General features: G+C 40.8%; 29 protein-coding genes. 1 reads left to right on the forward strand and 28 read right to left on the reverse strand.

All coding sequences use genetic code 11. The features are described 5' to 3' along the window. Positions 1 to 80 precede the first annotated feature (80 nt). From PDT38_RS04120 to PDT38_RS04240, 25 genes are all read right to left on the reverse strand, one after another. The gene (locus PDT38_RS04120) at positions 81 to 362 is read right to left on the reverse strand and encodes a FlhB-like flagellar biosynthesis protein (protein ID WP_270799217.1); all 282 of its coding nucleotides are present in this window, start codon (positions 360 to 362) and stop codon (positions 81 to 83) included. Next, positions 359 to 1,981 carry a hypothetical protein gene (locus PDT38_RS04125; RefSeq protein WP_270800126.1) on the reverse strand — a complete coding sequence of 541 codons (1,623 nt, stop codon included), beginning with the start codon at positions 1,979 to 1,981 and terminating at the stop codon, positions 359 to 361. Before PDT38_RS04125 ends, PDT38_RS04120 begins: the two co-directional genes overlap by 4 nt. Positions 1,982 to 2,000: 19 nt before the next feature. Beyond that, positions 2,001 to 2,774 (reverse strand): ribonuclease HII, encoded by a 774-nt coding sequence (locus tag PDT38_RS04130; protein WP_270799218.1) that lies wholly within the window; start codon positions 2,772 to 2,774, stop codon positions 2,001 to 2,003. Between the two features lie 62 nt (positions 2,775 to 2,836). Next, complete coding sequence (gene ylqF, locus PDT38_RS04135) at positions 2,837 to 3,703, reverse strand: ribosome biogenesis GTPase YlqF (protein ID WP_270799219.1); 867 nt, start codon at positions 3,701 to 3,703, stop codon at positions 2,837 to 2,839. Between the two features lie 83 nt (positions 3,704 to 3,786). Then, complete coding sequence (gene rplS, locus PDT38_RS04140) at positions 3,787 to 4,134, reverse strand: 50S ribosomal protein L19 (RefSeq protein WP_172299469.1); 348 nt, start codon at positions 4,132 to 4,134, stop codon at positions 3,787 to 3,789. 136 nt (positions 4,135 to 4,270) lie between these two features. Further along, on the reverse strand, positions 4,271 to 5,002 hold the full coding sequence (gene trmD, locus PDT38_RS04145; RefSeq protein ID WP_270799221.1) for a tRNA (guanosine(37)-N1)-methyltransferase TrmD: 732 nt from the start codon (positions 5,000 to 5,002) through the stop codon (positions 4,271 to 4,273). Next, a complete protein-coding gene (rimM, locus tag PDT38_RS04150) occupies positions 4,999 to 5,523 on the reverse strand; it encodes a ribosome maturation factor RimM (RefSeq protein ID WP_270799223.1) in 525 nt (174 codons plus the stop codon). The genes trmD and rimM overlap by 4 nt, the downstream gene beginning before the upstream one ends. Positions 5,524 to 5,527: 4 nt before the next feature. Continuing rightward, complete coding sequence (locus PDT38_RS04155) at positions 5,528 to 5,914, reverse strand: YlqD family protein (RefSeq protein WP_270799224.1); 387 nt, start codon at positions 5,912 to 5,914, stop codon at positions 5,528 to 5,530. A 72-nt stretch (positions 5,915 to 5,986) separates the two neighbouring features. Beyond that, positions 5,987 to 6,232: a KH domain-containing protein gene (locus PDT38_RS04160; RefSeq protein ID WP_270799225.1), complete on the reverse strand. Its 246-nt coding sequence runs from the start codon at positions 6,230 to 6,232 to the stop codon at positions 5,987 to 5,989. Next, positions 6,232 to 6,504 (reverse strand): 30S ribosomal protein S16, encoded by a 273-nt coding sequence (gene rpsP, locus PDT38_RS04165; protein WP_006638197.1) that lies wholly within the window; start codon positions 6,502 to 6,504, stop codon positions 6,232 to 6,234. The genes PDT38_RS04160 and rpsP overlap by 1 nt, the downstream gene beginning before the upstream one ends. A 108-nt stretch (positions 6,505 to 6,612) precedes the next feature. Next, complete coding sequence (gene ffh, locus PDT38_RS04170) at positions 6,613 to 7,953, reverse strand: signal recognition particle protein (RefSeq protein WP_270799226.1); 1,341 nt, start codon at positions 7,951 to 7,953, stop codon at positions 6,613 to 6,615. A gap of 15 nt (positions 7,954 to 7,968) precedes the next feature. Continuing rightward, complete coding sequence (locus tag PDT38_RS04175; RefSeq protein ID WP_270799228.1) at positions 7,969 to 8,292, reverse strand: putative DNA-binding protein; 324 nt, start codon at positions 8,290 to 8,292, stop codon at positions 7,969 to 7,971. Between the two features lie 98 nt (positions 8,293 to 8,390). After that, positions 8,391 to 9,377, reverse strand: a complete 987-nt coding sequence (gene ftsY / locus PDT38_RS04180; RefSeq protein WP_270799229.1) for a signal recognition particle-docking protein FtsY — start codon at positions 9,375 to 9,377, stop codon at positions 8,391 to 8,393. Between the two features lie 19 nt (positions 9,378 to 9,396). Further along, on the reverse strand, positions 9,397 to 12,954 hold the full coding sequence (gene smc / locus PDT38_RS04185; protein WP_270799231.1) for a chromosome segregation protein SMC: 3,558 nt from the start codon (positions 12,952 to 12,954) through the stop codon (positions 9,397 to 9,399). 98 nt (positions 12,955 to 13,052) lie between these two features. Continuing rightward, positions 13,053 to 13,802, reverse strand: coding sequence for a ribonuclease III (gene rnc / locus PDT38_RS04190; protein ID WP_270799232.1), 750 nt, complete (start codon positions 13,800 to 13,802; stop codon positions 13,053 to 13,055). 132 nt (positions 13,803 to 13,934) lie between these two features. Further along, on the reverse strand, positions 13,935 to 14,168 hold the full coding sequence (acpP, locus tag PDT38_RS04195; protein ID WP_003181706.1) for an acyl carrier protein: 234 nt from the start codon (positions 14,166 to 14,168) through the stop codon (positions 13,935 to 13,937). A 58-nt stretch (positions 14,169 to 14,226) separates the two neighbouring features. After that, a complete protein-coding gene (gene fabG / locus PDT38_RS04200; RefSeq protein WP_270799235.1) occupies positions 14,227 to 14,970 on the reverse strand; it encodes a 3-oxoacyl-[acyl-carrier-protein] reductase in 744 nt (247 codons plus the stop codon). Next, on the reverse strand, positions 14,957 to 15,916 hold the full coding sequence (gene fabD / locus PDT38_RS04205) for an ACP S-malonyltransferase (protein WP_270799237.1): 960 nt from the start codon (positions 15,914 to 15,916) through the stop codon (positions 14,957 to 14,959). Before fabD ends, fabG begins: the two co-directional genes overlap by 14 nt. 18 nt (positions 15,917 to 15,934) lie before the next feature. Then, positions 15,935 to 16,927, reverse strand: a complete 993-nt coding sequence (gene plsX, locus PDT38_RS04210; RefSeq protein WP_270799239.1) for a phosphate acyltransferase PlsX — start codon at positions 16,925 to 16,927, stop codon at positions 15,935 to 15,937. Positions 16,928 to 16,944: 17 nt separating this feature from the next. Next, the gene (fapR, locus tag PDT38_RS04215) at positions 16,945 to 17,511 is read right to left on the reverse strand and encodes a transcription factor FapR (RefSeq protein WP_270799241.1); all 567 of its coding nucleotides are present in this window, start codon (positions 17,509 to 17,511) and stop codon (positions 16,945 to 16,947) included. Between the two features lie 93 nt (positions 17,512 to 17,604). Beyond that, positions 17,605 to 19,653, reverse strand: coding sequence for an ATP-dependent DNA helicase RecG (gene recG / locus PDT38_RS04220; protein ID WP_270799243.1), 2,049 nt, complete (start codon positions 19,651 to 19,653; stop codon positions 17,605 to 17,607). Beyond that, the gene (gene sdaAA, locus PDT38_RS04225; protein WP_270799245.1) at positions 19,631 to 20,533 is read right to left on the reverse strand and encodes an L-serine ammonia-lyase, iron-sulfur-dependent, subunit alpha; all 903 of its coding nucleotides are present in this window, start codon (positions 20,531 to 20,533) and stop codon (positions 19,631 to 19,633) included. The genes recG and sdaAA overlap by 23 nt, the downstream gene beginning before the upstream one ends. Positions 20,534 to 20,556: 23 nt before the next feature. Continuing rightward, positions 20,557 to 21,219: an L-serine ammonia-lyase, iron-sulfur-dependent subunit beta gene (gene sdaAB, locus PDT38_RS04230; RefSeq protein ID WP_270799247.1), complete on the reverse strand. Its 663-nt coding sequence runs from the start codon at positions 21,217 to 21,219 to the stop codon at positions 20,557 to 20,559. A gap of 540 nt (positions 21,220 to 21,759) precedes the next feature. Continuing rightward, a complete protein-coding gene (locus tag PDT38_RS04235) occupies positions 21,760 to 23,427 on the reverse strand; it encodes a DAK2 domain-containing protein (RefSeq protein ID WP_270799249.1) in 1,668 nt (555 codons plus the stop codon). Between the two features lie 17 nt (positions 23,428 to 23,444). Continuing rightward, complete coding sequence (locus PDT38_RS04240; protein ID WP_172294768.1) at positions 23,445 to 23,807, reverse strand: Asp23/Gls24 family envelope stress response protein; 363 nt, start codon at positions 23,805 to 23,807, stop codon at positions 23,445 to 23,447. A 270-nt stretch (positions 23,808 to 24,077) separates the two neighbouring features. On the opposite strand from PDT38_RS04240, the gene rpmB reads away from it, so the two are divergent. Beyond that, complete coding sequence (gene rpmB / locus PDT38_RS04245; RefSeq protein ID WP_003181685.1) at positions 24,078 to 24,266, forward strand: 50S ribosomal protein L28; 189 nt, start codon at positions 24,078 to 24,080, stop codon at positions 24,264 to 24,266. 78 nt (positions 24,267 to 24,344) lie between these two features. On the opposite strand, the gene spoVM is transcribed toward rpmB, so the two are convergent. From spoVM to rpe, 3 genes are all read right to left on the reverse strand, one after another. Then, positions 24,345 to 24,425 (reverse strand): stage V sporulation protein SpoVM, encoded by an 81-nt coding sequence (spoVM, locus tag PDT38_RS04250; RefSeq protein ID WP_172299467.1) that lies wholly within the window; start codon positions 24,423 to 24,425, stop codon positions 24,345 to 24,347. Positions 24,426 to 24,475: 50 nt separating this feature from the next. Then, positions 24,476 to 25,120 carry a thiamine diphosphokinase gene (locus PDT38_RS04255; protein WP_270799252.1) on the reverse strand — a complete coding sequence of 215 codons (645 nt, stop codon included), beginning with the start codon at positions 25,118 to 25,120 and terminating at the stop codon, positions 24,476 to 24,478. Between the two features lie 74 nt (positions 25,121 to 25,194). Beyond that, entirely contained in the window at positions 25,195 to 25,851 is a 657-nt protein-coding gene (rpe, locus tag PDT38_RS04260) for a ribulose-phosphate 3-epimerase (RefSeq protein ID WP_270799254.1), read from the reverse strand. Between the last annotated feature and the right edge of the window lies 1 nt (position 25,852).

Raw genomic sequence — 25,852 nt, forward strand, 5'->3', positions numbered from 1 at the left:
TCGTAAAATCCTTCTAAACATTCAAACTTTTACTTTATTGAAAATATAAAATTAAAAGAGGGAATCGCCTTTTTTAAAGGTTATTCCCCCTTTTTCATTTCATCATCCAATGAATAGATAAATGAAAAAATTTCGGCTACAATTTCATAGAGTGCTTCTGGAATATGATCATCAAGCTCAAGGTGGCGCATTAATTCGACAAGAGTCGGATCTTCTTGGATGGGAACTCCTGCTTTTTTGGCCTCTAGAATGATTTTTTCAGCCGTATATCCCGATCCTTTAGCAACTACTTTTGGTGCCTTATCTTTCATTTCATCATAATGTAGTGCAACAGCCTTTCTTAACGGCATCATTTCTTTCATATTTTCACATCCAAAGTGTATTGTGTCATCTGTTCAAACTGACTTTCCACAGAGGACGGCATTTGAAGATGTTCCCGCTTTTTTGCCGTAACACTCGACAAGCTATAACCAAGCTCTTTCAATTTTTCCTTTAAGGAGGGGAACAATGGGTCAATGAGCCCCTGCAAATCAAAGCCAGTCTCAATCGTAACTGTCATGACTTTTTGTTGAATAAAACAATCAACAACTGTTTCTTTAAGTGCGTCCAACTGCAGATAAAACATGAGACGACACTGGGACGGATCAATTTTACCATCTTCTTTTTTTTGACCATTAAAGAAAACCGTTAAATCCTGGACACTGTGCTTAGAGAACAATGGGTATGAAAGAAAAAGCTGGCTTTGTGTTGATTGGTCATGTTGCAAAAACAACTGACCGTTTAATCGATTAAACACTTCGTTTACTTCCTGTTTAACAGAAGGTGAAAGATCCTGAGAATGGCGCATTTCATTTAGGACAAGCTTCAATGACTGCAGGCTTTGCTCCTTAATCGGACCAGCATTTTCAAGCGCTTTTACAAAAGACAGTTCATCTTTTACACCTAACAAGTTTTTCATTTTAAACAAGGCAGTGAGTACATCTGCTTTATTTGTTAAGGAAGGCGCGGACTCCTTAATGATGTGCTGCAACAACTCTGTTTCGCTTTCTGTTAACATAGCAAATGTCATCGGTTTATGGGATGGCAGTGATTTAATCCAAGTGATAGCTTCTTTAACTAATGTTGTCCCTTTCTGTTCAGCCAGTGTCGTTAGTTTCGCCAAAATCTCTTTTGCCATTGCGGGTTCATGAAGCTTTGGATGAGTCATTTTATTGTCTTGTTCATTTTCGGTCTGTAACAGTAAAGTCTGCTGTGTTTCTTTGCCTGCCGGTCTCGCCTTGTCAGAAAGAATTCGCAGAAGGTTTTCTGCCTGAAGTTCAGTCTCAACGTTTAAAATCGGAAGAAGCGCATTTTTCAGCTTTTCCAAGCCTGTCGTGTGTTGTGGCTCATGGCTGATTGCTTCATACAGTTTACCAATTTGGCTACTGATTGAAACTGGATCTTTCACAGCTAAAATTGAATCAAGGATGCCCGGGTGAACAGGAAGTTGCCGTTTCAGTGCAAAGATAACAGCGTCCATTCCTTTTTGAATTTGTGATTTCGGCAAGTTTTCAAGCCATTTGATCGCTGCTTTCACATCATTTTCCTTGATCGGTTGCTGCTCTTTCAGCAGTGCTCCGACTAAAAATACGGCCTCCTTTGTGCTTTTTAGTGAGAGGCCATCCAAAAGCTTTACAGCAGCATCCTGTACCGTCTTCGGGCTTTTGTCAAATGCTTCAACGACTTGAAGGCGACCTTGTGGTTCATCTGCTTTCTTTTCATAAGAAAACCAATAATACGTATTTGTTGTGAGCGGTGTTTCAAGTCGTCCCTGCCATTTTGTGTTGCCGATTTGAATTTCAGCATACTGTTCACCGATAAACTTGAGCACTTTGCCGATTAACAGCTTTTTTTGGTCCGTCTCAGCCCCGTTCATCCGTTGGAGAGAATCGGAATTTTCAAATTGGGTGATCAGGCTTTTATGTAATTCATTTAGCATCATCAAATTCCTTCTCCCTCCGCTATTTGTTCAAGTGGGCTCGTACAGGTGCAAACGATCTGCGATGAATAGGTGATGGTCCATACTTAGCTAGAGCGTCCAAATGTTCTTTCGTTCCATAGCCTTTGTGCTTTTCAAAACCGTACATTGGATATTTGTCGGCATATTCGTCCATCAACTTGTCTCTTGTTACCTTTGCAATACACGCGCCAGCTGCGATTGATGCGCTTTTGGCATCACCTTTAATCAATGATGTCTGCTTGGTCACTAACGGGAGTGACATTGCATCAATTAGCAGATAATCGGGAGCAATAGACAGCGCCTGAACCGCTTTTGTCATCGCCTGTTTAGATGCTTCATAAATATTGATGTCATCTATAACATCTGCATCAACAATCCCTACTCCAACAGCTCGTGCTTCCTCCATAATGAAAGAATAGTAATCTTCTCGTTTTTGTTTGGATAGTTTTTTCGAATCAGTCAGGCCTAATATTTCACAATCTTTAGTTAAGATGACTGCAGCAGCAACGACAGGGCCTGCTAAAGGACCTCGACCAGCTTCATCAATTCCAGCGATATATTGATAGCCATGCTCTGTTAGTGACCGTTCATAGGAAGTCATCGTCCACCAATCTTCCTGCATAGCCAATAGTCTTTCATTTTGCTTCAGCCAGGCTGTAACGAGCGCTTGAATGCTTTTGCGCCCATCTTTCAAGCATTGCTCGATAAAAGGATCATCTTTTACCTTCACTGACTGAAGACGTTCTTTCACTTCTTTTACAGTTAATGTTTTCAATTCATTTCTCCCCTATTTTTTTTATCGGTGGATCTTGATAAAAAATAAAGACCCGCCTTTTTTTAAAGCGCGCCTTTTTCTATTTCTTCAGGCTCTTCAAATGAGAGTGGCCCAAATTTTTCTGTCCTGATATCCCGAATAATGACCTCTGTTGTTTTATCGTAATCAATCGCACCACCGGCCATTAGACACCCGCGTTTTTTACCGATCTCATCAAACAGTTGTGCAATCTCTTCAGGGATCTCTACAAAATCATAGCGGTTCTTTAAACGCTCAGGATAGTGCTCTTCTAAAAAGCGTAAACCGAATACTGCAACATCCTGTAAATTGATAATTGAATCTTTAATGGCTCCTGTCGCCGCAAGCTTTAAGCCAACAAGCTCATCCTCAAACTTCGGCCATAAAATCCCCGGGGTATCGAGAAGTTCCAATTCTTTGCCGACTTTTACCCATTGCTGTGCTGTTGTCACTCCAGGTCTATCACCGGTTTTGGCAATATTTTTTTTGGCAAGTCGATTGATCAAAGTCGATTTTCCCACATTTGGAATACCAACAATTAACGCCCTAATTGCTCGAGGCTTGACACCTTTTGCTTTCATTTTGTCAAATTTTTCTTTTAGCAACTCTTTTGAAGCGGGTAAAATTTGATTTAATCCTTGCCCATTGACAGAATTGATTGCAAGTGAGGGAATCCCATCTGCTTCAAAATGCTGTTTCCACTTATTCGTCACCAGTGAATCAGCTTTATCCGCTTTGTTGAGTAGCATGATCCGCGGTTTGTGCTTCAAAATATCTTCGATCATCGGATTTCTTGAGGACATGGGGATTCTCGCATCAACAAGTTCATATACAATGTCGATCAACTTTAATTTTTCCGTTACTTCCCGCCTTGCTTTCGCCATATGGCCAGGAAACCATTGAATCACCACGACGACCACCTTCTTTCTGTTATTTAGATCATTTATAAAAAAAGAGCTTGTTATGGTTAACAAGCTCTTTTCGTTCATTATCATTATCGTCTAATTTCTTTAATACGAGCCGCTTTTCCACGAAGTTCACGTAAGTAATAAAGTTTCGCACGGCGTACTTTACCATGACGGACAACTTCGATTTTCGCGATTTTTGGTGTGTGCAATGGGAATGTACGCTCAACTCCAACACCGTAAGAAATTTTACGAACTGTGAAAGTTTCGCTGATTCCGCCACCACGACGCTTGATCACAACACCTTCAAAGACCTGAATACGTTCACGGTTACCCTCAACAACTTTAACGTGTACACGTAAAGTGTCACCAGGACGGAACGCAGGCAAATCAGTGCGTAGTTGTTCTTTTGTGATTTCTTGAATCAATTTTTGCATCGTCTTCAACTCCTTCCAACAGATGCTCATGGGAAAATAACGACCACAGCGGAACATCGTTTTCAAACTTAAACGAGAGTCCCGTTCAAGTCACAAGTAGTATCATATCATATCTTTCTACAAGACGCAATAGAATCTAGCGGTTTTCCCATTCTGAAATCCATTTTCGTTCTTCATCTGATAAAGAATAGTGTTCGAGAAGATCAGGTCGTCTTAAAAATGTCCGTTTGAGCGACTCTTTTCGTCTCCATTCGTTAATCTTGGCATGATTTCCAGAGATGAGAACATCGGGAACCTTTAAGCCTTTGTAATCTGCAGGGCGTGTGTAATGCGGATGTTCGAGTAGACCTGTACTGAAAGAATCTTCTAGGTGTGATTCTTCTTTGCCGAGGACCCCCGGTAACAGTCTGACAACACTATCAGCGATCATCATCGCTGGCAGTTCACCACCTGTCAGCACAAAGTCACCAATAGAAATCTCGTCGGTTGCCAGGTGTTCTCTGATTCGCTCATCATACCCTTCATAATGGCCACAAATAAACATTAAGTGTTCCTCTTTGGCAAGCTCTTCCGCTTTTTTTTGAGTGTAGCGCTCACCTTGAGGACAAACAATGATAATGCGGGGATCTTTCTCTGCCTCACTACTCAAGTTTTTGACCGCATCAAAGACAGGTTGCGGTTTTAAGACCATGCCTGCGCCACCGCCATACGGATAATCATCAACAGTTTGATGCTTATGATCAGAATAAGCCCGGAAATTAACGACATGAAAATCGACAGCGTGTTTCTCTTGGGCTTTCTGAAGAATTGAAGAACCTAGTACACCTTCAAACATGTCTGGAAAAAGTGTTAAAAAATCAATTCTCATTCGTCAAGTAATCCTTCCATCATATGAATCTTAATGATTTTTTCTTTGACGTTAATGCTTTTTACGACAGATTCGATATAAGGGATCAGCACATCTTTTTGACCAGAGCGCGCTATGACCCAAACATCGTTTGCACCGGGAGTTAAAATTTCTTTCACCTTACCGAGTTGATCTCCTTCTTCTGAGAAAACATCACAGCCGATAATTTCATGAAAGTAGTATTCGTCTTCTGCCAATTGACCTAACTGGTCTTCTGGAACTTTGATCAAAGCATTTTTTAGTTTTTCAGCTTCAGTTAATGTTGCTATCTCTTTAAATTGCAAAAGATGAAATTGTTTATGAAGCCGATGCGAACTTATCGTTGCTTGAATGGGTTCTTCCTGTTGTTCTGTAAATATGTAAAGCGTGTTTCCAGGTTGATATCGTTCTTCAGGAAAATCAGTTTTTGAAATCACACGTATTTCACCTTTCACTCCATGAGTATTGACAATTTTCCCTACATTAAACCATCGTTTCTGCATGTTTTCACCTCGGACGAATTTCATTGACGATTCCGTCTTCAATTACGATTGTTTTTCCTTCAGTCATCTCATTCCAATGATCACCGACTTCAATATTTAACAAAGCATCAACTTCTTTTTCTTTCACTTCACTGCCTAATGGAAGCGTATGAATTTGATGAATTTGAAATTCGATCATTTTCATTTTATCATGGCGCTTTTCAATTTCTTTTTTGAATGAATCGGCTGCTGCTGAATTGTGATGTTCTTTTTCGTGTTTTCTAAGTTGAAAATAAAGTTGGCTACATTCACGTTCTAGCATTTCTTTTTTTTCTTCAAAGAAAGCGAGCAGTTTTTTCTTACTATTTTCAGTTAAGATTTGCATGACAGTTACACGCTGAATAATTTGCATGATACATCACCTACTCATCCAAGTGATTTTTTCTCTCATGATAAAAAAGGGGGAGGTTTTAAACCCTCTCCCTTAGTCTGCAATCTCAAGTTGAACTTTCTTAGAAGACTGTGCGCCAGCCGCAAACACCACAGAACGTATCGCTCTTGCAGTCCGCCCTTTTTTCCCGATAATTTTACCGGTATCTTCTTGATTGACAGAAAGACGGATTATGATCTGTTGATGTTGTTCCTCTTTGGTTACCCGAATATCATCAGGATGATCCACAAGCGGTTTGACTAAAGATACAATCAGCTCTTCCAAGTGTAGATCACTCATTACTTACTTTGTTTAGCATTGTGGAATTTTTCCATAATACCTTCTTTTGAGAAAAGGTTGCGTACCGTGTCAGACGGTTTAGCTCCTGTTTGAAGCCATTTAAGAGCAAGCTCTTCATCGATTTTTACCTCTGCTGGTTTCGCTACCGGGTTGTAAGTTCCGACTGTTTCAATGAAACGACCGTCACGTGGTGAACGAGAATCTGCTACAACAATACGATAGAAAGGAGATTTTTTTGCTCCCATACGTTTTAAACGAATTTTTACTGCCATTTTACCTAGCACCTCCGAAAATATTTCAACAAGATAGTATATTAACAATGATAAAAGTGTTTGTAAAGTGTTTTTTCTTAACAACGTTTTGATCATCAGAAAACGAGTTTACATAAAGGGCAATTTAAAACCTTTTTTCTTCCCTTTTGTCATGTTTGTCATTTGCTTCATCATTTTTTTCATATCTTCAAATTGTTTTAAAAGACGGTTGACTTCCTGAACTGATGTTCCGCTACCTTTCGCAATTCGTTTGCGTCTGCTAGCATTTATGACTTCAGGTTGTTCTTTTTCTTTTCCAGTCATCGATTTAATGATCGCTTCAACATGGTTGAGCTGTTTTTCATCGACCTTGACATTTTTTAAGCCTTTCATTTTACCTGCACCAGGCATCATTTGAATAAGCTCATCAAGAGGACCCATATTGCGAACCTGACCAAGCTGTTCTAAAAAGTCATCAAGCGTAAAGCTCATATTTTTCATTTTTTGCTCAAGCTCTTTTGCTTTTTCTTCATCAACATTTGCTTGGGCTTTTTCGATCAAGGTCAGCACATCACCCATACCAAGAATTCGTGAAGCCATTCGTTCAGGGTGAAACGGTTCGAGTGCATCAAGTTTTTCACCGAGTCCGGCAAATTTAATCGGCGTATTTGTCACAGCGCGAATTGATAAAGCCGCACCACCTCTTGTATCACCATCAAGTTTGGTCAGGATAACTCCTGTTACACCAAGCTGGTCGTTAAAACTTTTCGCAACATTAACCGCATCCTGTCCTGTCATGGAATCAACAACAAGGAATATTTCTTCCGGCTGAGCGATTTCTTTTACTTTGTGCAGTTCATCCATCAGTTCTTCATCAATATGAAGACGTCCTGCTGTATCGATGAGCACATAGTCATGATGGTCTTCTTTCGCCTTTTCAATCGCCTGTTTTGCAATATCGATCGGGCTGACTTGATCACCAAGTGAAAACACAGGCATACTTAGCTGTTTTCCGAGTGTTTCTAACTGTTTAATTGCAGCTGGTCGGTAAATATCAGCTGCTACTAAGAGCGGATTGCGATTATGCTTTTTACGAAGCAGGTTGGCAAGTTTTCCTGTTGTGGTCGTTTTACCGGCTCCTTGTAAACCAACCATCATAATCACAGTTGGTGGACGTTTGGCTGTGGCAATTTTACTTTCTTCTCCGCCCATCAGCTCTGTCAGTTCCTCTTTGACAACTTTAATGACTTGTTGTCCTGGTGTCAGACTTTTCATGACGTCCTGACCGACAGCTCGTTCACTTACCTTTTTCACAAAATCTTTAACGACTTTAAAGTTGACATCCGCTTCAAGGAGCGCTAAACGAACTTCACGCATCATTTCTTTAACGTCTTGTTCTGTTACTTTTCCTTTGCCGCGGATTTTAGAAATCGTTTTCTGCAGTCGGTCGGCTAATCCTTCGAATGCCATTTTAAGTGCCGCCTCCTAATCTAATTTCTCAAGCGCATCAATCAGTCTGACCGTTTCAGTCTGATCAGCAGTCAATTTTCTCAACTGTTCAAATATTTTTTTGCGCTCTTGAAATTTTTTAAACAAAAGTAGCTTTTCTTCATATTGCTCAAGCATAGCTTCAGTCCGTTTAATGTTATCATAGACAGCTTGCCTTGAGACATGATATTCTTCAGCTATTTCGCCAAGGGAGAAATCGTCTAAGTAGTAAAGCGACATGTAGCTTTTTTGTTTAGATGTTAACAACGACTGGTAGAAATCAAATAAGTAATTCATTCTCGTTGTTTTTTCAAGCGTCATGAGACTCTCCCCTTTGTTAAGTCAAATCCCTTTACAATACATTAGTTTACTGTGATTTGTTTTAACTGTCAAGTTTTTATCTTGTCATTTATCAAGAACTAGTTTTCTGTGTCGATTAGATCTGAAAACAAGCCGTAGACATAAGACTCTGCATTAAATGGTTGTAAGTCATCCATTTTTTCTCCAAGTCCGACAAATTTAACGGGAATGTTCAGTTCATGACGAATCGCCAAAACAATTCCACCTTTTGCCGTTCCATCAAGTTTTGTTAACACAATTCCTGATACATCTGTCGCTTTTGAAAACTCTTTCGCCTGTGTCATGGCATTTTGACCTGTTGTCGCATCTAAGACAAGCAACACTTCATGAGGCGCTTCAGGCACTTCACGCTGAATCACGCGTTTCACCTTTTCAAGTTCCTTCATCAAGTTCACCTTATTTTGTAGTCGTCCTGCTGTATCACAAAGAAGAACATCAGCACCTCTTGCTTTGGCGGCCTGAACAGCATCATAGATTACAGCTGCCGGATCTGAACCTTCAGCCTGTTTGACAACATGTGCGCCAACTCGCTCTCCCCACACTTCAAGCTGATCGATCGCTCCTGCACGGAACGTGTCTCCAGCAGCAAGGACGACATTTTTTCCTTCCTTTACAAATTGGTGAGCTAGTTTACCGATTGTTGTTGTTTTTCCAACACCATTAACACCAACAAACAAGATAATGTTTAAACGGCCATCCTCTATGTTAAGCTCTGAGACTTCTTTCTCTCCACCTTCATAAATCTCAACCAACTTTTCAGAAATAACAGCCCGGACCTCTTTCGGGTCTTGAATGTTTTTTCGTTTGACCTCACTCTTCAGTTCATCAATCAACTCCATTACAGTTGATACACCAACATCCGCTCCGATCAGTACTTCTTCAAGCTCTTCAAAAAAGTCTTCATCTATTTTTCGGTAGCGGGAAACGAGTTCATTGACCCGCTCCTGAAACGAATGTCTTGTTTTGGTCAAGCCTTCTTTAAACTTTCCCGAGACAGAATCGGTTTGCTTTGTGATCTTCTCTTTCAGTTTCTTAAAAAAACTCATCATCGTAACCTCGCTTTACTTAAACTAATTCTTTTGTATCTTCCAGTTTAACGGAGACAAGCTTAGAAACACCTGATTCCTGCATTGTCACACCATAAAGAACATCGGCTTCTTCCATCGTACCTTTTCGATGAGTAATGACAATAAATTGAGTTTCACAGCTATATTTTTTCAAATATTGTGCAAAGCGGAACACATTGGCCTCATCAAGTGCTGCTTCTACTTCATCCAACACACAGAATGGGACAGGTCTGACTTTAAGAATCGAAAACAAGAGAGCAATCGCTGTCAGAGCCCGTTCTCCTCCAGAAAGGAGACTTAAATTTTGCAGCTTTTTACCAGGAGGTTGAGCGATAATCTCCACACCTGAATGAAGTAAATCTTCGGGATCTGTCAGCTTTAATTCAGCTCTTCCGCCCCCGAATAACGCACGGAAAACTTCTTCGAAATGGGAGCGAATCTGTGTAAAGGTTTCCGCAAATCGCTTCGTCATTTCATCATCCATTTCTTCAATCACTTGAAAGAGCGTATTTTTCGCTTCAAGCAGATCATCCTTTTGTTCCGTTAGAAAGACGTAGCGTTCATTCACTCTTTCGTACTCTTCAATGCTTCCAAGATTGACAGTGCCAAGTTCTTCGATCGCTAGTTTGATGAGCTTAACGCGCTTTCTCGCGTCTTCAGCCGCTAGTTCCAAAGGATATTTCTCTTTTGCACCTTCAAATGATAAGCCATACTCTTCACGCAGGAACGCAATCAAATTATCTAATTCCACTTCCATACGTCCGAGCTTAATTTCTTCATCTTTCAGAAGGCCTGCCATTTGTTTATATTGACGTTTCATTTCTTTTAGTTCAAGCTCTTCTGTTTCAAGCCCTTTTTGTAGTTTTGCCCGCTGATCTCTTCTTGAGGCGATAAGCTCCACAGTTTTATTTTTATCATTCAATTTCTTTTTCGCTGCGTCCTCAAGCTTTTCCTCACCATTTGAACTTGATGACATTTCTGTTGTGAGAAATGAGAGGTCTTCTTTGGTAACTTTCAAAGCTTCTTCATTTTCAGAAAACTCTTCTTCTAACCTTGTGAGTTTTTCCCGTTCATGTGCACAAGACTGTTCCGTTTTCGCTAGTACAACTTTTAAATCAGTCAACTCACTTTGTAGTGTTTCTTTTGTTGATGTTTGCGTCTGCTTTCTTTCCGTGAGATGCTCGATTTCCCCATCGAGTTTCTTCAAGCTTTCAGAAACGACTTTTAGCTTTTCTTCAAGTTCTAATGTTCGTTGTTTTTTTGTGCTATCCTCTTCAAGAAGCTCTGCTTTTTCTCTGTCATACAGTTCCAAATGACTGTTAACATTTTTTTCGGCAACTTCTAGTTCATAAAGTCGGCCTTTCATTTGCTGTTGTTCACTTCTTAAACGTTCTCCATCTTCACGCAATGTTTGAAGCTGTTTTTCAAGAGCTTGGATCTCTATTTTTAAGCTTTTCACTTCGTCTTCAAGCAGTTGGGATTTGCTTTCCATTTCCTGTAGACGTTCTGTCATCGCTTCCAGCTCTCTTGTACGTCCTAAAAGTGAATTGGTTTTTTTCTTCACAGCTCCACCCGTCATGGAGCCACCTGGATTGACGACATCCCCTTCAAGTGTAACGATCCGGTATCTGTGTCCAAGCCGTTTGGCAAGATCGTTAGCACCTTTTAAATGCTCTGTAATCAGCACATTGCCAAGTAGATGTTGGACAACCGTCCTGTATGATGATGCATATGAAACAAGCTCACTGGCATTTCCGATAAATGACGGGTTTTCTTTAGCAAGGGCAAGATCACGAGACTGGATATACTTCTCTTTCATCACAGAAAGCGGGAGAAATGTTGCTCGTCCAAATGAATGTTTTTTCAAATACTGAATCGCTTGTCTTGCTGCATCTTCATGTTCTGTCACAACATGTTGCGCTGAAGCTCCCAAGGCAATTTCAATCGCTGTTTCATACTTTTGGTCTGTTTGAATGAGCTCAGCAATCGCCCCATGGATACCCGGCAGTTCGTTTCTAGCTTTCAGTACCTCTTTAACACCTTGATAAAATCCAGAAAAGTCTTCTTGCATGGTCTCAAGCATTTCTTTTTTTGAACGAGCTTGCTGGACATACTGATAAGCTTGATAAAGAGCTGACTCTTTTTTTTCATATTGGTTTTTCTTTTGTTCATAGCTTTTTTGTGTGTCCCGATAGGCCTGAATCTGGGAATGAAGCTGCTCATCAAGGAGGGTGAACTCGTGTTCTGTTTTTGTTTTTTGTTCAGTGAGTTCCTGTCGTTCATCCAAATATTTTTCGTTGTTATTTGCAAGACGTTTTTGTTGGTGAGCAGATTGAGACATCTGATCCTCAATAAACTGCAACTCATTCCGAATCGAAGCCTGTTCGTTTAATAGCTCAAAATAATCGCTTTTCAGCTGTTCGATTTCTTCTTCGACATTTTCACTGTACATTGAGAGTGCTTGATTTTTATCTTTGACTTGCTTTTTAATCTCTTTCACTTCAGCTTGGAGCTTTTCATAAACCATTTTTTGTTTGGTTATTTTTTCATTTAAGTCTTTTTCTTTTTCCCCACGCTGTACAATCGTATCTTCGAGTTGTGCTCTGTTTTTGGAGGCATTCTTTTTTCGTTCTTTTAAAACTTCTTTTCTGCCTTCTAGTTTTTCAAGTTCTTCACTTGTTAGAAGGAGCACTTGTTGAAGTTCATCAATCGATTCGTCAAGCGCCTGCATTTTATCTCTCGCCTGTTCGATTTTAGCTTCTTTTCCTTGGATGGAGGCAGATGCCGACATTTCCTCGTCTTTTGCCTTCTCGACTTTTTCTCCAAGAGCCTCCCATTTTTTATGAAGTTCTTCTATATCAAATGCTGTTAAAGCAATCTCGATTTTTTCAAGTTCTTCCTTTTTTTCAAGATAATCTTTAGCGATTGATGATTGTACTTTTAAAGGTTCGACTTGTCCCTCAAGTTCATGAAGAATATCTTCGACACGGTTCAAATTGTCTTGTGTTTCAAACAGTTTGTTTTCAGCTTTTTTCTTTCTTGATTTATATTTTAAAACACCGGCTGCCTCTTCAAAAATGCTTCTTCGTTCCTCAGCCTTGCTACTTAAAATTTCTTCGACTTTCCCTTGGCTGATAATTGAAAACGCTTCTTTACCAAGCCCTGAATCCATAAAAAGATCGATGATATCTTTTAAGCGGCAAGATTGATTGTTGATAAGAAACTCACTTTCGCCTGATCTGTAGACTCTCCTTGTCACACTGACTTCGTGAAAGTCAATCGGGAGAAAATGGTCTTCATTATCAAGCGTCAGCGTCACTTCCGCAAGATTTAGCTTATTTCGCGAATCACTTCCAGCAAAAATGATGTCCTCCATTTTGCCACCTCTGAGTGATTTGGCGGACTGCTCCCCCAATACCCAGCGAATCGCGTCTGTAATATTGCTTTTTCCGCTGCCATTAGGTCCGACAACAGCTGTTACACCTTTTACAAAATCTACAGAAATTCGTTCTGCAAACGATTTAAATCCAATGACATCTAAACGTTTGAGGAACATCCTGATCCTCCTCATGTATTAAAGTATTACAATTCTATCACACCTTTTCATAAAAGGCGCTAATATACTGAAATCCCCCTGTTTTTGGCAAGGGGGATTTATTGTTCAATATGGTGTTTTTGTAACTTTTCCAACGCTTCTTGGGCGGCATGCTGTTCAGCTTCTTTTTTGGATCGGCCGGTTCCTACTCCCAGTACTTCTCCTTTAAGCGATACATTGGCTTCGAATTCACGGTTATGTGCGGGACCTTTCTCCTGAAGAATCTTGTACTCTAAAGAACCTCGTCCATCACGCTGTACAAATTCCTGAAGTTGACTTTTAAAATCCATCACATGAGAAAAAGCACCCTCATCGATTTTTGGGAAGACATACGCTTTCAGAAAGGTTACGACAGATTCAAGCCCTTGATCAAGATAAAGCGCACCGATAAAAGCTTCAAACACGTCAGCTAACAGTGCCGGCCGCTTTCTTCCACCTGTCATTTCTTCTCCTTTCCCCAAAAGGACAAGCTCTCCAAAAGAAAGCTCATGGGCTAGAGAAACCAATGAAGGCTCACATACAATCGCCGCTCTCAATTTTGTCAAATCACCCTCGCTCATAGCCGGGTATTTAGCGTATAAAAATTGAGAAATGGTTAGTTCCAAAACAGCATCTCCTAAAAATTCAAGCCTTTCATTATCTTCATAAGGCTTCTTTCGATGCTCATTCACATAAGATGAATGTGTAAACGCTTGGTATAAAAGCTTCTCATTTTGAAATTGAACCGAAATTCGTTCTTGAAACTGTTTAAACTGTTCCACTTTTTTATGAAACACTTTTCTGTCTTTGAAATGAGAATGTTTTGACATAGCAACCTCCATCTAGGTACATCAAGTATACCTAGCCTCCTATAAAATCAGGTAGGCTTGGTCTTGGTTCGGCTTTTCTAAGCATAATAAAGGGATAAAGCCCCGTCTTTAAACGGGACTTTAAGTTAGAGCTTACTGCTTACTATTTATGTAGTTCACAGCGTCACCGACTGTTGCAATCTTTTCAGCATCTTCGTCAGAAATCTCCATGTCAAACTCGTCTTCAAGTTCCATGACCAGCTCAACTACATCCAGGGAGTCAGCTCCTAAGTCCTCTTTAAATGAGGCTTCAAGAGTGACGTCAGCTTCATCTACACCAAGGCGGTCTACGATGATTTTTGTTACACGCTCTAATGCGTCTGCCATAGCTATTCACCTCCCCTCAAGTATTATAGTTGATTCATTTTTAAAAAACCAGAGAAATTTAAATCATGACCATTCCGCCATCAATATTTAATGTCTGACCGGTCATGTAACGAGATTGTTCAGACGCAAGGAAAACAACGACATTGCTAATGTCTGAAGGCTCACCAAAACGGGCAAGTGGAATCTGCTTTAACATCTCATCTTGAAGCTCTTTTGTCAGTTTATCTGTCATTTCTGTTGAGATAAACCCTGGTGCAATTGCATTCACAGTAATATGTCTTGAAGCGAGCTCTTTTGCCAAGGTTTTCGTTAAACCAATAACACCTGATTTTGCAGCGACATAATTAGCTTGTCCGGCGTTTCCGATGACTCCCACAACCGAGGTGACATTGATAATCCGACCGCTTCTTTGTTTCATCATCTGTCTTGTCACAGCTTTTGAACAGTTGAACACACCTTTTAAGTTTATGTTGATGACATCATCCCATTCATTTTCTTTCATTCTCATCAACAGATTGTCTTTCGTAATACCAGCATTGTTGACAAGAATATCGAGGGAACCAAAACGTTCAATTGTTTGTTTCATCATCGCTTGAACATCATCAGCTTTTGAAACATCGGCTTTGATCGCAACCGCATCTCGGCCGAGTGCTTTAATCTCATCAACAACTTCGTTTGCCTTCGCTTCATTTCCTGCATAATTGACAGTGACATTTGCTCCATGTTTAGCCAAATCGAGTGCAATCGCTCGGCCAATCCCTCTTGAAGCACCGGTGACAACTGCGGTTTTATTCTCCAGCATGTCCTTGTTCCTCCTTCAAAGTTTGAACAGCAAGCTCAATTGTATTTGGGTCTGATACAGCAATTGTTTGAACTCTACGATTCACTTTTTTAACAAGTCCAGATAAAACTTTGCCCGGACCGATCTCAATGAAAGTTGTAACACCTTCGTCAATCAATCTGCTAATCGATTCCTCGAAGCGAACAGGTGAATACAACTGCTCAATCAGTTTTTGTTTGATGTCTTCTTTATCTGTCACAACATCAGCCGTTACATTAGAAATAACAGGTGTAGATGCATTTTCAATCTTGCAATGATCAAGAACTTCCTGCAATTTTTCGGCAGCTGGTTTCATGAGTTCAGAATGAAACGGCCCGCTGACTTCAAGTGGAATTGCTCGCTTTGCGCCATGCTCTTTCGCAAGTTCTGAGGCAAGTTCAACCCCTTTTGCAGTTCCTGAAATAACAATTTGTCCGGGACAGTTTAAGTTCGCCAGTTGAACGAGATTCCCTTCTTTGGACACCTGATCTGTTACATTTTTTAGTGCTTCACGATCCATGCCAAGAATCGCGGCCATCGCTCCTTCTCCAGCCGGGACAGCTTCATTCATAAATTCACCACGTTTTCTAACAGCGTAAACTGCATCTTTAAAGGACATCGCGCCAGAAGCTACTAATGCTGAATATTCACCTAGACTATGTCCAGCCATGAAATCGGCTGTTATACCGTATTCCTTTAATTTTTCAAGCGTGGCGATGCTTGCCGTTAGCAGGCTAGGTTGTGCATTGTATGTAAGTGTTAATTCTTTCGCATCTCCTTCAAACATAAGAGAGCTTAAGTTTGTTTCCAACGTTTGATCTGCTTCCTCAAATATCTGTCTTGCTTTCGGCTCTTTTTGATACAGTTCATACCCCATACCAATATGCTGGGATCCCTGACCAGGGAATAAAAAAGCAATCTTACCCATTTTCAAAAAACCTCCAGACTATTCATCTGCTTTTTGTTTAATCTTTTGTTCAATACATGACGCAACATGTTGAGTGACCATCCCTCTCGCCTGACGGATTGCATGATAAATAGCTGATTCATCAGAAGAACCATGCGCTTTAATGACAGGCGCTTTCAAACCAAACAGTCCGGCTCCTCCATATTCAGAGTAGTCCATTTTTGCTTTCATTTCTTTCAGCTTCGGTTTTAGCACAGAAGCAGCCAATTTCGTCGCAAAACTTGAGGTGAGCGTGCTTTTCAGCATTTTAAAAATCGACAGTGCGGCACCTTCGACCGTCTTTAAGGCAATGTTTCCAGTAAAGCCATCTGTCACAATCACATCTGCAACACCATCAAGCATGTCGCGCGCTTCAACATTACCAATAAAGTTGAGATCTAGTTTTTTTAGGTTTTGAAAGGCCTGTTTGGCAAGGTCATTTCCTTTTTTGTCCTCTGTCCCTACATTCAATAGACCAATTCTCGGGTTCTTTACACCTAAAACGTGTTCACTATAAACAGAGCCCATAATCGCATATTGAACGAGGTGTTCAGGTTTTGCATCTACATTTGCACCAACATCAAGGAGGAGAAAACCGTCTCCAGATACCGTTGGTAAGGTCGGTGCTAAGGCAGGTCTTTCGATTCCTTCAATCCTGCCGACGACAAATAATCCAGCTGTCATCAAGGCTCCTGTATTCCCGGCAGAAATACAGGCATCCGCTCTTCCCTCGGCGACTTCTGTAGCCATTAGAACCATTGACGAGTTTTTCTTTCTTCTTACAGCACGAACAGGCTCATCTGTCGCTTCAATCACTTCTTCTGCATGTTTAATATGAATCCGCTCATGATCTGTTAAATGAGCAGCCATTTTTTCTTGATCACCAACAAGTGTGATGTCTAGATCTTTAAAATCCGCAATGGCTTTCATTACACCATCGATAACGGCTTTAGGAGCATGATCGCCACCCATAGCATCAACAGCAATTCTCATGACATATGCGCCACCTTCTAAGATTGTTTTGAACGATACATGACAAATTCGCCTGAAAACACAGGTTCCTCTGCAACATAGCTGTTAACATTGACAATCGTTCTGCCTTTTTCTTTATCAAGTTTAACGACTTTCGCTTTTGCTACAACCCGTTCACCTTGTTTGACCTGTCGCGTGAAGCGAATATCCGCTGTAGCGGTTAATGCAAGGTCATCATTGATCACTGCAACAGCAAGTGAGTTAGCCTGGGCAAATAAATGATGTCCTCTTGCAATTTGATTGCGACTGAAAACATGTTCTTTTTTGATTTCAAGAATCGAAATCGCCTGTTCATCCAGTTCAAGATCAATGATTTCCCCGATTACTTCATCAAGTGGAAGTGATTTTACTTCGTCTTCAAGGGACTTTTCTGCGACACTTTTAATTCTTTCCCTCAGTTCAGGGATAGAAAGTTCCAAACGGTCTAAACGAATCGTCTGAATGCTGACATTAAACTGTTCCGCCAACTCCTCATCAGTTATAAACGGGGTCCTATTAATGGTCTGCTGCAGCAATTCTTGGCGTTCTCTTTTACTTTTTCTCATATTTATAAACACCATCCGCGGGAATTATGACTAGGTACTAATAGTAGTATATAATTTCATAGATTAGAATGCAATATTCTTTGTCTATGATGATCAACTTAATTTTTCCCCATCCATTATTCCGCTGTTCTGTAAATACTCTCTTATTCCGGCATACTTGTCTTCTGACCAGAATGCTTTTGATGAAATAAGCTCTGTCGCATCTTGTCTTGCTGTCTCAAGCGCGCGGTAGTCATGAACCATATCTGCGACTTTAAATTCCGGGACTCCACTTTGTTTTTTTCCGAAAAAATCACCCGGTCCTCTCAATTCCAAATCTTTTTCTGAAAGTTCAAAGCCGTCTGTTGTTTCAGACATGATCACCATACGTTCTTTACCCGTTTCAGATTTTGGATCTGCCATTAAAATGCAATATGATTGGTGATCACCGCGCCCGACCCGACCACGAAGCTGGTGTAGCTGTGAAAGTCCGAAACGGTCAGCATCATAAATGACCATGATCGTTGCGTTTGGAACGTTCACCCCGACTTCAACGACAGTCGTTGAGACAAGAATTTGACATTCATTTTGACTGAACTGCCTCATCACTTGTTCTTTCTCATCATTAGGCAATTTACCATGCATAAGCCCGATGTGCCACCTTCCTTGAAAAGCGTGCGTCAGCATACTGTGAACATCGATCGCATTTTGGACATCAAGCTTATCTGATTCTTCAATCAGCGGACAGATCACATAGGCCTGCCTACCTTTTTTTAACTCTTTTTCGATAAAAGTCATGATGCGTTCCAGCATATCATGTTTAACCCAGTACGTTTCAATTTGTTTGCGCCCCGCCGGCATTTCATCAATAACAGAAACATCCATTTCACCGAAAACTGTGATGGAGAGTGTCCGGGGAATCGGTGTCGCTGTCATAAAGAGAACGTCAGGGTCTTTGCCTTTACTTCTCAACTTTTTTCTTTGTTCTACACCAAACCGATGTTGCTCATCAGTGATGACAAGTCCAAGCTGTTTAAAATGAACATCTTCCTGAATTAAGGCATGTGTCCCCACTAAAATATCGATTTCTCCGTTTATTAATCTTTCTAGAAGCTCTCGCCTTCGCTTGCCTTTGACAGAGCTAGTTAAGAGCGCAACACGAACATCCTCCCCGGCAAACAAAGAAACCAATGAATCAGCATGCTGCTCCGCTAATATTTCGGTCGGAACCATTAATGCTCCCTGATAACCAGAAAGAAGACAAGCATACAAAGCAATGGCAGCGACGGCCGTTTTACCCGATCCTACATCACCTTGCAGTAAACGATTCATTTTAAAATCAGAAACCATATCTTTCAAAATATCATCTAGGGCTTTAGCCTGGGCCTTTGTCAAGGTATAGGGAAGACTGTTAACAAATGCATCAACAGCCTCGATGCTAAAGGAATGTTTGAGCCCGTCAGAATGTTCCCTTTCAAACTTTCGTAATGCTTGCATCTTTAGTTGAAATAGTAAAAATTCTTCATAAACAAAGCGGCGTCGCGCCTGTTTCAAAGCTTCCCGTGTCTTTGGTTGATGGATCGTTCTTACTGCATCTTGGTAAGAAAGGAGTTTGTATGTGAGCCGGAGTTTTTCAGGCAAGAGGTCCTGGGCAAATTGTAAATGGTTGTTGATCGCTTCCTGAATCAATTTCCGCATCATCTTAACAGTTAGCTTTTCTTTTACTGAGTAAACAGGCTCAATCGTTTGAGTATTTTGATGTGGTCCATTTTTTAATTCTTGAACCATGATCGATTGCCTATGCTTGTCCCATTTTCCTGAAATAGTGATGACAGAGCCAAGCGTGAGTTTCTTTTTCAAATATGGACGGTTAAAACAAACCGCTGTAATTAAATAATTTCCTACAAGAAGCCGGAATGTAAGGCGGCTCCGTTTTTTTCCGTAATAGGTAAGAGAAGGTTCACTGTGAACCTTCCCTTCTATTGTTACTCTTTCCTCGTGTGCAACGTCTTCCAAATCACGCAACTCATAATCATCATATCTGTACGGAAAATAGTTTAACAGATCGGAAATATTGTATATACCGAGCTCATTTAACGTTTTCTCCGTTTCCGCTCCGACTCCTTTGATGGCAGATATACTAGTTTGTAAATGATTTTCCACGTGTCACTGATGCCCCTCCAAATATTTTTTTCTCAAGTTCCTTCCCTGTCGGTGTTGCAGCAAGGCCCCCTCGCCCCGTCTCTCTCAACGCTGTCGGCATCGTTTGGCCGATTTTGTACATCGCATCAATCACTTCATCACACGGAATTCGGCTTGTAATACCGGCAAGTGCCATATCTGCTGCAACCATTGCATTTGCAGCCCCCATTGCATTTCGTTTCACACATGGAACTTCGACAAGCCCTGCAACAGGATCACAAACAAGACCGAGTACATTTTTCAAAGCGATCGCCATCGCTTCTGCACATTGTTCAGGCTTTCCCCCAGCCATTTCTACAATTGCTGCTGCTGCCATTCCTGAAGCTGAACCAACTTCAGCCTGGCAACCGCCTGCTGCTCCCGATATGCTAGCGTTATTGGCAACGACAAAGCCAAATGCCCCTGAAGTAAATAGGAAACGAATCATCTGCTCCTTTGTCGGATTAAGCTTATGTTTAACTGCGAATAAAGTACCTGGGACAACACCGGCAGATCCTGCAGTCGGTGTCGCACAAATCGTTCCCATTGCCGCATTGACTTCGTTTGTCGCAACCGCTTTACTGACAGCATCTAAAATCACATCACCTGATATTCCTTTTCCAGCTTGGAGATATGCTTGAAGTTTAACGGCATCTCCGCCGGTTAGCCCAGAATGAGACTTAACCCCGGTGACTCCTTTTTCAACAGCCGCTTCCATAACAGCTAAATTTTCCTCCATTTGTTCAAAAATAGCTTCCCGTGTCCGCCCTGAAACTTCAATTTCCTGCCTAATCATGATTTCTGATATGGAGGCCTTTTTCTCTTTTGTCAGTTCAATAAGTTCTTTCACATTTCGAAACATGTCATCCCCCTCTTTTTTACCTGTTAGTCAGCAATTTGTGTAACATCGATGATATTCGGCAGTGTTTTTAATTCCTCAAAGACAACCGGATCGATAAATTGATCTACTTCAATCGTCATGAGTGCTTCTTGACCGACATCTTTTCTGGCAACTTCCATATGACCGATGTTAATGGCGAATTTAGCCAAAACATTAGCAACACCAGCAATTGTCCCATACCGGTCATTATGAATCACTAAAATAGCCGGGTGATTTCCTGATAGTCTAAGTTCAAAGCCGTTCAGTTCGGTAATTTCGATTTTACCTCCGCCAATTGATATTCCCACAAGTTCAAGAGTTCCTTGATGATCGGAGATGAGAATGCGGGCTGTATTTGGATGTTTTGGAACCGCTTCTTCTTCGCGAAACTCAATCTCAATTCCTTTTTCTTCGGCAAGGCGAATGGCGTCTTTAATTCTTTCATCAAATGTGTCATAGTCTAAGAGACCGCCAATGACCGCAACATCTGTCCCATGTCCTTTATAGGTTTCCGCAAAAGAGCCGTAAAAAGATACAATGATTTTTTGCGGTTCTCTCGCAAACAAGCTTCTGGCCACTCTCCCGATTCTCGCAGCGCCTGCGGTATGGGAGCTAGATGGTCCGATCATAACCGGCCCGATAATATCAAACACACTTCTGTACTTCATCAATATCCCCCTTTAATCATACAAATTGTCCGCCAATCTCCTATTGGGCAAGAAAAGGCCGTTTTTTTTAGACTAATCGATCATATCTCAATTGGCAAGAAAGATGATGCACCTTTATGAAAGCGTTTTTTAACTTGGTTGGGAACCTTTAGTTAATGATTTGACTTTTGTACTTTCAAGCCTTCGATTTGACTAATTCACCTTCAGAATGTAAGCGACATTGTTTTTTATAAATGTGAAGCTTCATTCTACGCCTAATAATTGACAAGTATCTCAATTTGCCTTGATGACATACACAGTTGCAGGTGGACCTTGTGTTATCTATGGTGATCAGGGTTATCTGATAAAATCTCGATAAATTCGTAAACAATCAGTCACTGTTACCATTTCTAAATTCCGAATATTTGTTCCCGCCTTATTATAGCGGGATTTTAGAAAATCATCAATATATTGAAAATGGAAAGAAGGAGCGTTTTTTAAATGTGAAAAGGGCGTCCAATAGTCACAAAATTGACTTGTTGGACAGCCCTTTAAGAATAATTATTCTACAGATAAAATATAAGCATATAACGGTTGTTTTCCGTTGTGAACTTCGACTTCGACTTCATCATACGTTTCCCTAATAAAACGAGCAAGGTCTTCCGCTTCTTCTTGTGAAGCATCCTCCCCTTTAATAATTGTTACAATTTCACTATCTTCATCGATCATCTTAGAGACCAGCTTTTTGGCTGCTGACAACTGCTCTGTAGCGGTATCAACGATTTTTCCATTTAAAATGCTCATAAAATCGCCTTTTTTAATGTCCATCCCATCAATGTTCGTGTCTCTAACCGCATATGTGATCTGACCGCTTTTGACATCTTCGATCGCCTCAAGCATATTAGCCTCATTTTCTTTTATCTCAAGCTGAGGATTGAATGCTAGCAATGCAGCCATTCCCTGTGGAACAGTCTTTGTCGGAATCACGATCACGTTTTGTTCAACAACTGTTGCAGCTTGGTTTGCCGCCATCACAATATTTGAGTTATTCGGCAATATAACGACGTTCTCTGCATGAGTGTCTTGAATCGCTGCAACGATGTCTTCTGTGCTCGGATTCATCGTCTGGCCACCTTCTATCACAGCTGTTGCACCAATACTTTGAAAAAGCTCTGCAATTCCTTTGCCCATTGCCACCGTCACAATGCCATATGCTTGTTTTTCAGCTGTTACCTTTTGTGTAGCTGTTTCAGTTTGATTTTGATTGATGATCGCACTGTGCTGTTCACGCATATTTTCAATTTTCATATTGACTAAGCTACCGTATTTTTGCGCATAACTTAAGACTTCTCCCGGATATTCGGCATGAATATGGACTTTCGCAAGATTTTCATCAGATACGACAAGCAACGAATCACCGAAACGACTTAAATCTTGGCGAAAATTCTCTTCATCAAACGCTTGTTGGCCTTGACCGAGCTTGACCATGAATTCTGTGCAATAACCGAATTCAATATCTTCTGTGCTCATTTGACTTTGCGCATTTTTATGATGTTCAGCGCTGACAAGGTCGTCCAATGCCGGAAGAGAGGTGGCCTGATTTGAAAGTTTTTCTCCTTTCAAAGAGGCCAAAAACCCTTGATAGACACATAAAAGCCCTTTGCCTCCACTGTCAACAACCCCGACTTCTTTTAACACCGGTAACAATTCAGGTGTCCGTTCTAATGAAGCCGTAGCTTCACTTACAACAGCCTCCATAACCGTAATAATATCAGTGTCGGTCTGAGCAGTAGCCACTGCTTTTTTGGCCGCATCTTTAGCGACAGTCAGAATTGTACCTTCAATCGGTTTCATAACGGCTTTATAGGCGGCGTCAACACCTGCCTGAAAAGCGGCAGCAAATTCCTTTGCATCGATTTCACTTTTCTGCTCAATCGATTTTCCAAAGCCTCTAAACAACTGTGATAAAATAACGCCTGAGTTTCCTCGCGCTCCCATTAACAGTCCTTTTGAAAGGCCTGCTGCCACTTCTCCTATTTTTTCAGTATGAAGCTGTTTTACTTCTTTTGCACCAGATGTCATCGATAAGTTCATGTTTGTACCCGTATCTCCATCCGGAACTGGAAATACGTTTAACGCATCAACTACTTTTGCGTTTTGAGACAGATGGTGCGCGCCATACAGAACCATGTCTGCAAATGCTTTCCCATCTAAAATTCGTTTAGACACTCTTGTTTTCCTCCTAACTACGGGTTCGTCACGCGTACTCCTTGAACGTAAATGTTTACGGAATCAACTGCAAGACCTACTGTATGATCCAGCGTGTATTTGACTTTTGTTTGGACATTATGCGCTACTTCTGAAATTTTTGTTCCATAGCTAACGATGATATACATGTCAATATGTATACGGTCATCTTCCTGACGCACAATCACTCCACGGCTGAAATTTTCTTTTCGAAGGATTTCAGTCAATCCGTCTTTAATTTGGTTCTTAGATGCCATACCTACGATCCCGTAACAATCAATCGCCGCGCCTCCGGCAACCATGGCGATGACTTCATTTGATATATCAATTTGTCCGTATTTTGTTCGAAATTCAATGGACACATCGGTTCCTCCTTTTTAGGTTATCTTGACCGAGTTAACACCATTTTACTATAAGGATCTTCTTTTTTAAAGAACAGGTACAGACCCAATCCTACTTATACTACAGGCCGTCTATTTTTTCAAGATGTCAAGTGAATATTCTTGAAAGGAGAACAAACAATAGTTGCAAACGATTTTCGGCTGTGGTAAATTATTAAAGTACCTTAAGCATCACAATGTAATCAATTCATAGAGAATGATGATGTTTTTTGAGAGTTAGGAGGGAAAGAAATGGCACGTAAATGCGTAATTACAGGCAGAAAATCACGTTCTGGAAATTCTCGTTCTCACGCGATGAACGCTTCTAAACGCACATGGGGAGCAAACGTTCAAAAAGTGCGCATCCTTGTGAATGGTAAGCCTAAAAAAGTATATGTATCAGCTCGAGCTTTGAAATCCGGAAAAGTTGAGCGTGTATAAGAAATAAACGCCTGCCTAGAGAGCAGGCGTTTTTACGTGTTTTTCAGTTTGGGAACACCAAGCGCACGAGGCGCTTTCTTAATTTTTGCGAAACGAGCCCAACATCGCCCGTACAATTCCCCCTAAAAACTTCGGCAACTTAATGGTATAAAATTTCATTTTGTTCCCTCCTCAAGAGTCCCATAACCGCATGTATCACTAGGTTATTTTTAATCATTGCTTCTTATCATGATTAATATGCCTTCCGTAAACGAAAACGCACCTTTTGAATGGATGAGTTCATTACTAATACATAGTGTAGATCCAAGTGTAATATGACAATTATTTAAAGAATACTTAAAACCGGTTAGAGACAGGTTTTTGACCAATTCTGTAAACGGTAGAAATGAAACATATGGCTTTGATTGATCATGGCTTACTGTATAGGAACCAGGTGAAAACATGCTGATGGTATTTTGCCTATCAATCATGACTGTGTCGACTTTCTTTTTCAGTGTTTGATAAAGAAGCTGGATATTCCCAAGAAAATGATCTGCTCTTCCTCCTGATATCCCAAACAGTTTGATGGAGAGAGGCTCTTGTTCAACAGCCCAACTAAGGGCAAGGTCAAGATCGGTCTGATCTTTTTCAGCTTGATAGATATGAAAATGCGGTGCCGCACTTTCCAACGCTATCTTTTGTTCATTTGTGATACTATCAAAATCCCCAAACACTTCTTGCGGGATGATCCCTGCCTCCAGAAGTGTCACCGCCCCTCGATCAACACCAATCCAATGTGTGCTACTATCATGATATGCTGACAAATCCGGGATGAGACAACTGGGACCTCCTGCCATAATATTAATATTTTTCATTGCTCTGTCCTTTCTATCCTAAAAAAGAGCACAGCTGTCAGCTGGCTCTTATTTTAGTCTACATGCGATCAATATTATTCAGTCGCTTTTTTTAGATCAGAAATCGCTTTTTGACGATCTTTTTCATTATAAATTGCCGAGCCAGCGACTAGCATGTTTGCTCCGGCGTTTATACATTGTACTGCCGTTTGTTGATTAACTCCTCCATCAACTTCAATCAATAGCTCAGTAAGGCCTTTTTGATCAGCGAGTTCCTTGACCTGCTTGATTTTCGGAACAACAGAAGAAATAAATGATTGCCCGCCAAAACCTGGATTTACGGTCATTAATAATACGAGGTCAAGGTCTTCGATCACATGTTCGATTTGCTGAACAGAAGTATGTGGATTTAAAACGACACCGGCTTTGATTCCTTGCTCCTTGATAAGCTGGATCGTCCTATGTAGATGTGGGCATGCTTCGACATGTACCGATAAAATATCCGCCCCCGCTTTTTTAAATGCAGGAATATATTGATCTGGATTCTCAATCATTAAATGAACATCAAGTGGAAGTTCTGTGATGGGACGGACAGCCTCAACCACAAGCGGACCAATCGTCAGGTTGGGAACAAAATGCCCGTCCATCACATCGATATGAATAAAGTCGGCTCCACCTTGTTCCACATCTTTAATCTCTTCAGCGAGACGAGAAAAATCAGCTGACAGAATGGATGGCGCAATATATACCATA

It is taken from the genome of Bacillus changyiensis (genome assembly GCF_027706145.1).
In the GTDB taxonomy this organism is placed as follows: domain Bacteria; phylum Bacillota; class Bacilli; order Bacillales; family Bacillaceae; genus Bacillus; species Bacillus changyiensis.